Source organism: Leptolyngbya sp. UWPOB_LEPTO1 (assembly GCF_017302695.1).
Taxonomy (GTDB): Bacteria; Cyanobacteriota; Cyanobacteriia; order Leptolyngbyales; family Leptolyngbyaceae; genus Leptolyngbya; species Leptolyngbya boryana.
Genome location: NZ_JAFLCJ010000051.1, coordinates 1 through 13,596 on the forward strand (window position 1 = coordinate 1; position 13,596 = coordinate 13,596).

Here is a 13,596-nt window from a genome sequence, read left to right on the forward strand (position 1 = left end):
TCACAACTTCCCGCTCGACTTGGCTGCTGGTGAAGTTGCACCTGTTGCAATGAGCGCACCTGCAATCAACGGTTAATCTTTAACTGATTTGAGCAAAATGAAGCCCTCCAGAAATGGGGGGCTTTTTTGTATGAATTATTTCCAGCGCTTTGCTGATTTGAGAAACCCTTTATTCTGTGGGTTTGATGATTGGGCGATCGCTGACAGGTACATATGACGTTTGATCTGCCATCATCTCAATTCTTTGCTTTTCCGAGTTCCCAAATCTGGTAAGAGTTTGTGCTTCAAGAAAAGTGTGCTGAATTCTTGATTGGCTTTGAGCTTCGGCTGCACTCAACTCACAAAAAACTTAGATCTTAGAGCGTTGAGCAGAGCCGAGAGGAGATACAAGCAATTTCTCTAGCCGCGACTACAGCAGTCCTAAATCGGCTGTGAAATAGGGGAATGGAGAGCAATTTCCCCATTCCCCAACTTGCAAGATCTTACAAACCAAACAGGAGTGCTATAGGCTCTGCACCATAGTTTAAGAAGCGAGAGCAACAGCCCAGAATTCTTCTTAAATTGGTGCTAGTCTGAGCAGTTCCTAACTTAGAAATCGTCAATTCCCTCCACAGTCCAAGCAGGATCAGGAAGCGATGGAATGTAAGCTCCGAGTACGAAATTGCCGTTGTTGAGATACCAAACTGCATTCGAGCCAGTCAAGCGATCGCGCCACAATAAATCAAGCTGGTTATCTTGGTTATATTCTCCAATGCCAACAATATCCCAAGTTGGCAACGCATTTTCCAACTTGATGCTTCGACTCAATTGGATTCCATTCATAATCCAAATGCCATTTTCACCCGTCACCAGATTGCGCCAAACGATATCCGTTTGACCATCGCGATTAAAGTCTGCAAAACCTCTAATTTGCCAATTTAAATCGATTGCAGGATTGATTACGCCACGAGTTAATCGAGTGCGATCGAACAACCAATATGCAATTTCACCTGTCGTCGGATTGCGCCAGATTAAATCAAGACTGCGATCGTTATTCATATCGGCAACCCCTTCTAACCGCCAGTTAGTATCCATTGCAGGCAGAATTGAGCTGCTCGAAGAAAACTGAGTCCCATTGAATGTCCAGAATGCGGTTTCACCCGTTTGGTCGTTTCGCCACAATAGATCGGGAGTGCCATCACCACTAAAATCATCGACTGCCAAAATCTTCCAAGTGGTCGGGACATCCCATCCTAACGGAACAGTAACTTTCTCACGAACTTGCCCATTCTGTGTCAGCCAAATCGACAATTCGCGGGTTCGCAAATTCCGCCAAACAATATCAGCATCGCCATTGCGATCGAAGTCTCCCGTTCCTTGAATCTCCCAATCGCGGCTTAAGGTTTCTAACATGGTCGTGCGATTAAACACATCTTGATTCACTCGCCAGATGCGGTTTTCACCCGTTTGATAGTTCCGCAGAACAATCTCACCTTTTCTTTGGTTGCCGATCAAACCGACCCCTTCGATTGCCCAATTGCGATCGGGTAGGCTCGGCAAGAGCGCATACGCTCCAAATACCTCACGCGCCATGTACCAAATTGCCATTTCTTGTGTCACAGTATTGCGCCACAACAGATCTAAACTCTGATCTCCATTGAAATCGTAAACTTGCTCAAGCTGCCAACTCGTCGGTGGAACAGATTGAATAAAAGAACTGCTTTGGAGTTCGCCATTTCGTAGGAACCAGATTGCGTTCTCACCTGTTCGCTGATTGCGCCAGAACAAATCGACAAATCCATCTCGATTAAAGTCGCCCGACGTGATCGGTCGCCAAGCAATATCTGGAACTTTCTGCAAGAACTGGCTCGATTTGATATTGGTTCCGTTCATGAACCATAGGGCTGTTTCTCCGGTGCGCGTATTTGACCAGAAAATGTCTGCGTTGCCATCGTTGTCAAAGTCGGCAACAACATCAATTTGCCAGCTTGTGTCTGCAACTCTCGTAATGAAAGATGATGAACTCAACGCTGTATCACGCATGAACCAGATCGCATTCTCACCTGTGCTGACATTGCGGAAGAGGATGTCTGGTTTGCGATCGCGGTTAAAGTCTGCAATTCCCTTGACTTCCCAACTACTATCGGTGGTCGGCAGCAGACTTCCTCTGAATGAGAGATCAGGAGCCATTTGCCAAATTGCAGTTTCTCCAGTGCTAGGGTTGCGCCAGAGGAGATCCGTGTCGCCATCGCCATCGAAATCGGCTGAGCCAGCGATTTGCCAACGCGGGTCTGGTACGGTGAAGAAGGGGATCTCGCGCTCTAATAAGCTGCCGGATGGAAGCCAGAGCATGTTTTCTCCAGTGCGCTGATTGCGCCAGAGAATGTCATACGGCGAATCCGTTGTGTCACCGCCCGGAGGAGTGTCATCTTCGGTGATTGTCGCGGTGGCTGATCCTGTCTGAATGGTTGCACCAGATGCATTGCTGAGTGCGACTTGGAAAGTTTCATTACCTTCAAACTGCGTATCACCTAAAGCGTTCACAGTGATTGTCTTTTTCGTCTCATTGGCTGCAAATGTTAGTGTTCCTGATGCAGCAACATAATCGTTGCCTGTAATCGTGGCGGTTCCATCTACAGTGCTGTAACGGACTGTAACGGGAACTGGGCTGGCTTCACTGAGACTCACCTCAAACGTAAAGGGAGTGATACCGCTATTGCCTTCTGCAAGACTAGGTGGAACTGCTGCGATCGATAGCCGTGGCAATGCTTCATCGTTGATGATTGTTCCCGTTGCACTGCCATCTGCAATTTGAGCATTGCTAGGTTCGCTCAATTCAACGGTAAAGGTTTCATCGAGTTCAAACTGGGTATCTCCGATCGCTTGAACGGTGATAGTCTGCTCAGTTTGTCCAGGCGCAAAGGTGACAGTTGTGGGAGTCGATACCGTTGCAAAATCATTCCCATCTGCTGTGCCGTTCTTCGTAACATACTTCACGGTTACAGTCTCGCTACTGGGATTCGAGAGACGGACTTTGAATTGAATCGGGGTTGTGCCAGAGTTGCCTTCTAACACTGGGGTGGCATCGTCGATCGTAATGGTTGGGCGGAAATCATCGCTGAGAATTGTTCCGATGCCTTGATTTGGAGCCGTGAATAGATCGGCGTTTGTTGGAGCAGAAAGACGAATTGAGAAAGCTTCATCAAGTTCAAATTTGCGATCGCCTCGGACTTTGACGGTGATTTGCTGGCTGGTGACACCTGGAGTAAAAGTGAGCTTACCTGATGCAGCTTGATAGTCGTTATCGCTGACCAGTGCTGTGCCATCAACCGTTGTGAAATCGACGGTAATTGCTTCACTGCTTGGATTTGAGAGCGAAACGGTGAAGATTGCATCGGTGAATGCTCCGTCTACATTGCCTTCTGAGACAACGACATTGCCAATGCTAATCGTCGGGCGAGCATCATCGTTATTGATTACGCCTTTTGCTGTTGATAGCGACGATAGGGTCGCATTGGTGGGATTGAAGAGTTCTACAAAGAAATCTTCATTCGGCTCAAATTTTGTATCTCCTCGAACCACGATCGAGATTTCTTTTTCGGTTTCGCGAGGTGCAAAAGTCAGTGTTCCAGGGGCTGTGAGTCCTGTATAATCTCCATCTGCGACGGTTGCTGTGCCGTCTAGGGTGCGATATTGGACGGTGACCGTATTGGTTGTAGGTTGTAGCAGCTTAACTTTGAAGGTGTAGGTTGTGTTGCCGTTGCCTTCGCTAGCAATGACATCATCAATTCGGATCGTCGGAGTTGGAGCATTGTCATCATTGAGAATGGTTCCTTGTGCTTCGCTGTTGCTAGAGAGCGTTGCTCCAATTGGGTCGCTTAAGCGAACAAAGAAGGTTTCATCTGGTTCAATTCCGTCGATTCCAGAATCCGTTGCAACATTAACCGTGATCGTTTGCTCGGTTTGTCCAGGTGCAAAAATTAAGGTTCCATTTGTAGCGGCAAAATCTGCGGGAGAAGTCGCAGTGCCGTTAGCAGTTGTGTAGTTGACGCGGATTTCTTCGCTACTCGGATTGTTCAGCGTGACCACGAAGACAAACGGAGTTGTGCCAGAATCGCCTTCGGCTTGTGCTCCAGTGCGAGAGGAAATCGATAACTGCGGTGCTGCGTCGTCGTTGTTCAATACACCCAGTCCGTCCGTTGCGGTGGGAGAGAGATCTGCATTAACTGCATCTTCTAAACGGACAATAAACCGTTCGGTTGGCTCGAATTTACGGTCGGCAATGGCTTGAACTGTAATGGTCTTCTCGGTTTCACCAGGATTAAAAGTGATGGTTCCATTTGTTGCCACATAATCATTGTCGGCAACGGTTGCAGTGTCATCGATCGTCCGATATTTTACCGTTACGGTTTGAGTGGTCGGATTCGAGAGACGGATCGTAAAAGGATAAGCGGCAGCCGTTGGGTCATCTTCGCTTAAAGGTGTGCTTGCAATCCCGATCGTGGGTCGCTGGTCGTCGTTTTTGATGGTTCCGATCGCGCTTCCAGTTCCTGCGATCGTCGTATTGACTGGATTCGATAAGGTGAGCGTGATCGTTTCGTCGTCTTCCAGCTTGTTGTCGTTTGTTGTTTGAACTGTGACGGTTTTTGTACGCTCATTTGGAGCAAAAATTAGGGTCTGAGTCAGACGAGTGTAATCAGAATCGCTGAGTAATGCGGTTCCGTCACTAGTCGCAACATCAATGCGGATTTCATCACTACTGGTATCTGAAAGCGACACTTCAAAGGAAAGAACTCCACCTTCATTCACAGTTGCAGGCGAGACGCTAATCGATGGGAAGGTTAAATCATCGTTTTGAATGGTTCCAAGACCGATCGCATCTGTTGGAATCGTTACTAAGCTTGGAGTTGTCGTGTTCAGCTTTACGGAGAACGTTTCATCTTGTTCCCGTCGGCTATCTCCTGTCGCATTGACAGTAATCGTTTGCTTGGTTGTTCCGGGTGCAAATCGAATTGTTCCGCTTGCTGTTTGATAGTCGTTGTCTGAGACGAGTGCCGTTCCGTCTTCGGTTGTGTAGTTGAGGACAATTTCTTGATCGCTCGCATTGGATAAGCTGACTTCAAACTCGAATGGCGTATTTCCACCGTTGCCTTCTGCCTTGGTAACGTTGGTGATCGATACGGTTGGAATGGGATCGTTATCGGTAATTGTTCCAGTTGCGGATGCAGTGGTAATGGTTGCATTGGTTGGCTCAGAAAGTTGCACTGAGAACGATTCATTGCGTTCGCGTTGAGTATCATCGGTGATTGCGATCGCAATTGTTTTCTGAGTTTCTCCTGCTGCGAAAGTTAAACTATCAGATACGTTTGTGAAGTCTTCAACTGTCGCTGTTCCAGGAACTGTTGCGTATTTCACAGTCACAGGCACTTCTGTCTCGCCTGTGAGTTTCACAACAAAGTTATAAGGCGTTGTGCCCTCGGATTGTTCAGCAACTGTCTCAATGCTGAGAGTGGGTGCGGTGTCATCATTGGTGATCGTGACTGTTTTTGCGGCTTGAGCTTCAGGTAAAATTGCACCGACAGCATTGGAAAGCTGAATTTTGAACTGTTCATCGGCTTCAAAAATACTATCGCCATTGACAGTGACATTAATCGTTTTAGTTTGTTCACCTGCTGCAAACGTTAATTGACCCGGCGCGAGCACATAATCTTTGCCATTCGCTGCACCTAAATCAACGGCTGCATAATCTACTGTGATCGGGGTGCTGCTAGTTTGATTGAGCTGAACGGTTAGCGCATAAGTCTGTGTGCCAGATTGCCCTTCCGTGATTGAATCGAGACCCACGATCTCGATCGTAGGTGCAATGTCGTCATTTTCGATCGTTGCAGTTGCAGAGCCAGTTTGTAATCTCGCATTTGCACTCGCATCGCTCAGTTCAACTGTGAAGGTTTCATCTGGCTCAAACTGTGTATCGCCTTTGACTTGAACGGTGATGGTTTGAGTATCTGCCTCTCCGACGTTAAATGTGAGGATGCCTGTTGTTACGGTCAAGTCATTAGCATCAGCCGTTCCAGGCTGAACTGTATATCGAACCGTCACAGGGTCTGTTGTCGCAGGAGTTGCCAGTTTGACTTGGAAGGTAAACGCTTTTTCGCCCGAATTCCCTTCTTTGATGTCCTGAGTGGTATTGGTAATGGAGACAAAGATTGGGATCTCGTTATCGATAAACTTCAGCGAAGTAGTTCCAAAACTATCTGCGATCGCATAATCTGGGCTTGCTACAACACTGAGATTCAATACTTCTTCGTCTTCAAGTGCAGTGTCATCGATCGCGCTTAAAGTGAGAATGCCTTCATTCACTCCGTTTGCAAACTCGATCGTAAGTTCTGAACCGTTTTGAGTCAGCGTAATTCCTGAGCCAGCAGTGAAAGTGTAATCGCTGGCAGAGACGGTGCTTGTGTTGTCGATCGCTAACTTCACCGTTAACGAACCTGCGGTTTGATTGCGCCGAATCGTGTATTGAACTGAATTCGTCGGTGTGGCTTCTGCGATCGTGTTTTTGCTCAGTGACAAACTCACGGTCGTGGATAGATTCAAGCCAAAGACATCATATTTTCCGTTCAAATCTCGTGGCGTTAAATCTGTAGCAAGACTAGTGAAAGCAACATAACCGCCATTGTTACTAATGACAGGATTGAAAGAAGCGCCTTGACCACTATTTGTCTCAGCAGGAATTTGGCTCGCTAGAAGTGTGAGATTCTGAGTGACATCTCGGACAAACGCATCCAGTGCAGTATTCGTATCGTTACCGACAAGATTACTTGAGAAGCTATTAAAGACAACATAGCGCCCGTCGTTGCTAATTCCAGTCGCAAAAGAGCCAGTGCCCGTGCCGCTGCCAGTGCCGCCATCTGCACCCGTTGCATTATTCCCACTGTCTGAACCTGCCAGATTGACGCTAATCAATTTTGTGACATTCGTGGTTAGATCGCGTAAGAAGACATCACTGGTTCCATTTGTGTCTGTGGCAACTAAATCAGTAAAGGTGCTAGTAAACGCGACGAATTTACCATCGCCACTCAGTCTCGGGCTGAATGCTCTTAGGGGCGTGAATTCGCTGCTGACGCTATATCCGCCTGCTTGATTCACACTGACGTGTACCGTTGTGTTTGTATCTAAGTTGCGAACAAAGACATCTTCGTCATTGTCGCCATCGGGTGTGCCTGCAAGGTTCTTGGCAGTACTTGTAAACGCGATCGTTCTTCCATCCTGGCTCATACTGACTTGGTACGAATCGCCATCTGAAATTGCACCACTTGCTCCCGTTGCTCGGCTCACGAGTGTAATACTGCTGCTGTTTGTGCGATCCCAGACGAAGACATCTCTGAGTCCATTCGTATCACCAACCGCAAGATTCGATGCAGCACTGACAAAAGCAACATATCGTCCATCGGGGCTAATAACAGGCTGCTCTGAGATGCCACCTGTTGCACCTTGAGTGATATTCAGAATCGAATTATCCTGACTATCCCAAATAAATACATCTTGCAGTCCATTCGTGTCGCCAGCAACAAGATTGGTTGCGCTACTCGTAAAGGCAACATAGCGACCATTTGCACTCAGTGCTGGATTGAGTGAAGCTGCATCTGCACTGCTTGCTCCACCCACTGCCCGGCTGACTAATCGCAATTGCTGCGTTTGCACATCGACCCAGAAAATGTCGATCGCATTATTATTATCGACACTACCTAAATTTGTCGCTTCACTCGTAAAGACGATATAGCGACCATCCGCACTAATGCTGGCATTTCCTGAAGCGCCATTGGCGATTGTTGCACCCTTGCTGATCAGCGTTGTCGTTCCAGTTTGACGATCGCGCAAGAAAACATCGGCAACTCCATTTGTATCGCCATCTGTAAGCTCAGAGGCATTACTGGTAAAGACAATGTAACGCCCCGTTTCGCTCAGTGAATTTTCTGCCAGCGTCGAGTCTCCACTGCCTGTTCGTGAGCTTGTATTGGGGTCAGCATTACGGCGACTGATGAGAGTGGCTGCTCCAGTTGCTACCGGAATGATGTATCCATCAAAGTTAGAGTTGACATCTTCTGGATTGAGATTGCTTGCCTGACTGACAAACACAACGCTTGTCCCATCACTGGTGATGATGGGGACAGAGATCGAAGGTTCAATCCCAGTCGAAGTGGTTCCAGAACTGTTATTGCCAACGCCTCCGGTCGGCGTGCGGCTGATTAAGAATGTCTTACCCGAATCGGGTTGTCCGGTCGAAATATCTCGGACAAAAATATCTTGCACTCCATTCGTGTCGCCACTGACTAAACTGGTGCCCAGGCTTGTAAAGGCGATCCGCTTGCCATCTGCGCTCAGCGTAATGTTGCCAGAGTCCCCATCTGATAGAATTCCTGTACTGCTCTGACTGACCAAAACAGTCTGATTTGTATTAGCGGTTAAATCCCGCGCGAATACATCTACTTTATTATTGGTGTCGCCTGCAACGAGGTCGGTTGAAGCACTTGTAAACGCAAGAATTTGCCCGTCTCGACTCAGGACTGGATTTTGCGAGCCTAGATTTAACCCGATCGCGCCAGGTATTGTATTCCCGCTGTTTGTATTTGTCGCATTCACACTGGCAAGCTGAATGGTTCCGGCTAACGGGTTTTCGGGCGATCGCGTCCAGACAAAGACATCCCGCACTCCGTTCGTATCGGTCGCGAAATTGGTCGCATCGCTGACAAATGCCACCCGGCTTCCATCGCGACTGATAACCGGGCTAGATGATGCTGCATTACCAGAAGTCGTTAAGTTAATAACCGTATCGGTTTCTTGCTGCCATAAAAAGATATCTTGTACACCATTAGTATCAGATGCTGCCAGATTAGAATAGAGGCTGGCAAATGCTACATATTTTCCATCGCCACTGATCACAGGCGCATCGGCTCCAACGGTTCGGCTGATTGTGCCGATCCGATTTCGACTGAGATGAGTTAAAGCACCTGTCGATCGTGTCCAAACATACACATCTGGGCGAGCCGAACTATCGGTGGGTAAAAGTTGAGATTGAGTTTGAAATGCAATTCGGCTGCCATCATCGCTGATGCTAGGAGCAGATGAGGCACGGCTTCCACTCTTGCCTGTGTCATCTCGGCTGACTAGTGAAATGTTGCCTGTAGTCCGCTCCCACACAAAAATATTGTTAATGGAATCTGTATTGCTTGCCATTGATCCAACAAGATTGTTGGCATTGCTCATGAATGCAACAAAGTTGCCATCGAAGCTAATGACGGGATTGAGGGATGCGCCCGTTGCACTGCCACTTTTGCTAAAGTTCTGGCTAATCAGGGTGACGGAATCGGTTTGTCGATCGTATAGAAATACATCCGATGCTCCGTTACTATCATTGGCTCCCAAGCTCGAAGCGCTGCTCGCAAAGACAACATAGCGTCCATCTCCACTGACTGCGTTTTGCCCAATGTTGTCGAGTCCCACGCTGCCTTTTACGAGTGTAGGATTGCTCACTGAAATCAGATCGACAGGCAGAATTGATTGGTAGTTAGCCTGAACATCAGCATTGAATGCGATCGCGGATTCGATTGCTCCGGTTTGCACTTCCAGCGTCCAATCTCCATTCAGGTTAACATTGCCAGTTAGATTATTCGACGCAGCAATATCTGCGCCAGTTAACAGGCTGAAGTGCTGAATAAAGCTTTGTCCAATCTCCCCTTGAGCGACATCACAACCGTAGATCAAAATGTCTGCATCTGCGGTGAGGGACTGGCTCCACAGCTTAAATTCTGACTGATAGCGATCGAGTGTTGCTCGATCGAGCCAAGTTTCACCTAGTTTGAGCGCACCACTCGCTCCGTGCGAGATAAGATGCAAGCTCGAAATCCCACTCTCTTCTAAGAGTGCTGAAGTAATTTGGGCGATCGCATCTTTGACGGGATCGAGAATTAAAATATGAGCATCGCCTTGAATCCCTGCAACTAATTCCTGGTAGTTTGGAACGCTCGAATCGATCACAATCAAGGACGATTTGCCCTGAAGCGATGACCAAGTTGGACTGAAATCATTTTGCGAAACTGCGATCGATGGAATTGTGCTGGTTTCAAGTGGAGATTGACGATTCCATTGGGGTAATCTCGCGAAGTCCATATTCTTCTCCAGGTAGGACGAGGGTTCTAGTTTGCTCAATGGGTAGATTTCCCAATCCGCGCCTTAGGACATTCACCTGGAATTACAAAGCAGTAATTTCGCAGATTTTTCGAGAAAAAATTGTGAAGCATGATCGCGGGATGTACGGATGCACGCAACAATTTTTCGGTTATGACGATCGTGGATAAAACCTATTGACTCTGTCGAATTTAAGAGGGCTATGCTTCAGCATTCCCAGGTTGATAGCCCTCTGTATCGATTTCTTTGCTCATTAGAGCAAAATTAACTTATGCACTTTGCTCAGTCTCAGTTTCAGGCGTAATTTTTGCTCCTTTCGTCGCTTTAATTCGGGCGATGCTGCTTTTACGAATGCGATCGCTTTTCCGCGTTCCACCTGCCATCTCATACTCTCGGCTATCTTTGCCGTATTTGAATGCGACTCCAGTTAACATGCGATCGCTGAGATCACCTAAGCTTTTTTCAAGTTCCTCAATTTGTTTTTTAGAAGAGTCGAGGAATGTGAGCGCGCGATTATAGTCTTCAATATGACTGCGTAATCGATCAATTTGCACGCTCATATGCACCACACTGCGAGACTCACCAAAATCCATCGCCGGATCAACAGCTTTTAGCCCTGAGATGCGGATCTCAGCCTTTTCTAAAATTCGCGAAGTACGCTTTTTACGAGACATTTTTCTCTCCTCTACAGATTTATGCGACCAGCTTGGCTTACTCAACCGGACTTCTGGTTCAGCAGAAAACGCAGAAAGAATGTAAGGATTTTATAAAGTTGCTTTGATAATGCAAGTGATTTCTCTACCGCGATCGATTTTGTCTCCGCAAATTTACATGCTGTCTCTGTGTAAGTCACTGATCAAATCACAAAAATAGAAGCTGTCGTTACGACAGCTTGTCTATTCGTTACGACAGTTGTTGCATTTCTCGTGACAGCTTGTCTATTCGTTACGACAGTTGTTGCATTTCTCGTGACAGCTTGTCTATTCGTTACGACAGTTGTTGCATTTCTCGTGACAGCTTGTTTACTCGTTACGACAGTTTTGTGATTGTCAGGAATAAAAATGTTCAATGATTAACAACTTGTGAACGAAGACGGCTTGATAGTGTGATGATTCAAGAGGGTGAATTTAGAATTGCTCGTCAGTCCTGAGTATCCTACTGCATCAACGTCAGATCTTTGAGAGTGCATCAAGCTCATGTGGAAATGGTTGAGTAGAGATGGATCTTCACTGCGAGCCAATCGATGGAATGTCCTCTATGTGGTCACGCTAAAGCTCATCAACATGGCAAGATGCCCAACAGTCATGAATGAAAAGCGACCAAGGTTCAGATCAAATCTCCCGATAATTCGGTAAAACTAATTGCAGCTAAGTTAATTCGTTATCAGATCTAGGCTTCCTGGTACAATCGCTCTTGTACAAGAATAGATTTGATTCGTTTTATGAGTACCGAAAATACGACAGGCGCCGATGCGATCGATGTTGCGATCGCAAAAGGAATTGACTTTGATGGTTCTCCGATCCCCACTGAAAAGCTCGACCTTTATAACAAAGTCATGGCACTTGAAGCGGGACGGCAACGCAGTGGAGTATCGAATACGATGCGATCAAGAATTGTGCGGATTGGAGCAAAACATATTCCTCAAGCTGATCTCAACCAAATGCTAGAGGCGGCTGGATTTGCACCATTGAAAGATAAAGAAATTGCTTTCTTTTACAACAAATAATGGTTGCTTACTCGGATATTTTAGCGGCTGCCGATCGTCTGGCTGGAATCGCTCACAAAACCCCTGTGATCACCTCCAGACTGGTGAGTCATCGAACTGGAGCACAGGTGTTTTTCAAGTGTGAGAATTTCCAGCGATCGGGATCGTTTAAGTTTCGGGGAGCATACAATGCGATGGCTCAATTGTCCGATGAACAAAAGCAGCGAGGCGTTCTTGCTTATTCATCGGGCAATCATGGGCAAGCTCTTGCTTTAGCAGGTGAGCTTTTAGACATTCCGGTTACGATCGTGATGCCCAGTGATGCGCCTGTGGTGAAAAAGGCTGCAACTGAAAGCTATGGTGCAGAAGTGATCACCTATAACCGAGCGTTGCAGAAACGAGAAGACGTGGCTCAATCCATTTTGAGCGATCGTATTTTAATTCCTCCATTTGATTATGAGCCTGTGATCGCCGGACAAGGCACTGCGGCAAAAGAATTGATCGAAGAAGTGGGTGAACTGGATGTTTTGCTCGTTTGCTGTGGAGGCGGAGGATTGCTTTCAGGATGTGCGATTGCCACAAAACATCTCGCACCAAACTGTCAAATCATTGGGGTTGAACCGAGACAAGCAGATGATGCGAAGCGATCTTTCTATAGTCGAACGCTGCAAACCGTGAACAATCCGAATACGATCGCAGATGGTGCAAGAACGCCTGCTCTCGGACAACTGACCTTTCCAATCATTTTGGAACGAGTAGATGAAATGGTCACAGTTTCCGAAGCGGCAATTCTTCGCACGATGTTCTTTCTATGGGAACGGCTGAAAATCGTAGTTGAACCGACAGGTGTGCTTGCTGCCGCTGCATTACTCGAAGGAATCGTCTCTTTCCCCGATGCCAAAATTGGCGTAATCATTAGCGGGGGTAACATCGATCTCAAAGAAGGCGGAAAGCTCTTTACAAAAGCAAATGCTCGTGAGAAAGCAACTCGTCGCCGTCCTTTAGCACCAGAAATGAGCTAAATTCAATGCGATCGCTGTTCTGCTCATTGCCTAGATGCTCACAATCAAAGGGTATTGTCGAAGTCTTAGGGACGATGGAAAGTACTTCGCAGTACTCCAGACAGTTTAAAGCCGCAGCGAGATAGTTCGATTTCTACGGGTCTAGTAGTTCACCATCAGTCAATCAGATCGAGAGATAGGAGGATAGAGAGAAGATCTGCACTCAGAGTTGCTGCTCCCCATCTCCCCACTCCGCAAAATTAAAGTGGCAAACTACGCGTCATGCCTAACGTTTGATCGAAGCTTGGACTTGGTCGAAGACCGCTCCATCGTCAAAGAACTTCTTCTGTGCTTCGCTCCACCCGCCATACTCCTGAATCGTGCCCAAAGTCTTCACCGCCGGGTACTTGTCCGTATTTTCTTTCGTCTTCACAGGGGCACCATCCAACGGTCGGAAGCCTAACTTGACGAATTCAGCCTGCGCTTCCGGGGTGTACAAATACTGCACAAATGCCTCTGCAACTTCCCGCGTGCCATGCTTATCCACGTTCTTATCAATCACCGAAATCGGAATATCGATCGACACATTGGGATCTGGCACGACATATTCCAGCTTTTCCCCCTTTTGCTGTGCCAGAATCACTTCATTCTCATAGTTGATCAAGGCATCGCCTTGTCCCTGCTTGGAAAATGCGTCAGTCGATTCGCGGGCATCTTTTGCCA

General features: G+C 47.2%; 5 protein-coding genes. 2 read left to right on the forward strand and 3 right to left on the reverse strand.

Features of this window, described 5'->3' with window-relative positions; genetic code table 11:
• Window positions 1-588: 588 nt before the first annotated feature.
• Window positions 589-10,149 (reverse strand): Calx-beta domain-containing protein, encoded by a 9,561-nt coding sequence (locus tag J0L70_RS31455; RefSeq protein ID WP_287457273.1) that lies wholly within the window; start codon window positions 10,147-10,149, stop codon window positions 589-591.
• A 287-nt stretch (window positions 10,150-10,436) separates the two neighbouring features.
• Window positions 10,437-10,841, reverse strand: a complete 405-nt coding sequence (locus J0L70_RS31460) for a hypothetical protein (RefSeq protein ID WP_017291431.1) — start codon at window positions 10,839-10,841, stop codon at window positions 10,437-10,439.
• 767 nt (window positions 10,842-11,608) lie between these two features.
• Here J0L70_RS31460 and J0L70_RS31465 point away from each other — a divergent pair.
• A complete protein-coding gene (locus J0L70_RS31465) occupies window positions 11,609-11,893 on the forward strand; it encodes a small RNA NsiR4-regulated ssr1528 family protein (RefSeq protein ID WP_017291433.1) in 285 nt (94 codons plus the stop codon).
• Window positions 11,893-12,894, forward strand: a complete 1,002-nt coding sequence (locus J0L70_RS31470) for a threo-3-hydroxy-L-aspartate ammonia-lyase (RefSeq protein ID WP_287457274.1) — start codon at window positions 11,893-11,895, stop codon at window positions 12,892-12,894. The genes J0L70_RS31465 and J0L70_RS31470 overlap by 1 nt, the downstream gene beginning before the upstream one ends.
• Window positions 12,895-13,159: 265 nt before the next feature.
• Here the strand turns inward: J0L70_RS31470 and J0L70_RS31475 are convergent.
• A partial coding sequence (locus J0L70_RS31475) for an extracellular solute-binding protein (RefSeq protein WP_287457275.1) occupies window positions 13,160-13,596 on the reverse strand: 437 nt, incomplete at its 5' end.

What these genes read in the sequence shown, in the direction of transcription:
- J0L70_RS31465 (WP_017291433.1), top strand. Translation starts at nt 11,609, where the DNA reads ATGAGTACCGAAAATACGACAGGCGCCGATGCGATCGATGTTGCGATC.
- J0L70_RS31460 (WP_017291431.1), bottom strand. Translation starts at nt 10,841, where the DNA reads ATGTCTCGTAAAAAGCGTACTTCGCGAATTTTAGAAAAGGCTGAGATC.
- J0L70_RS31470 (WP_287457274.1), top strand. Translation starts at nt 11,893, where the DNA reads ATGGTTGCTTACTCGGATATTTTAGCGGCTGCCGATCGTCTGGCTGGA.
- J0L70_RS31455 (WP_287457273.1), bottom strand. Translation starts at nt 10,149, where the DNA reads ATGGACTTCGCGAGATTACCCCAATGGAATCGTCAATCTCCACTTGAA.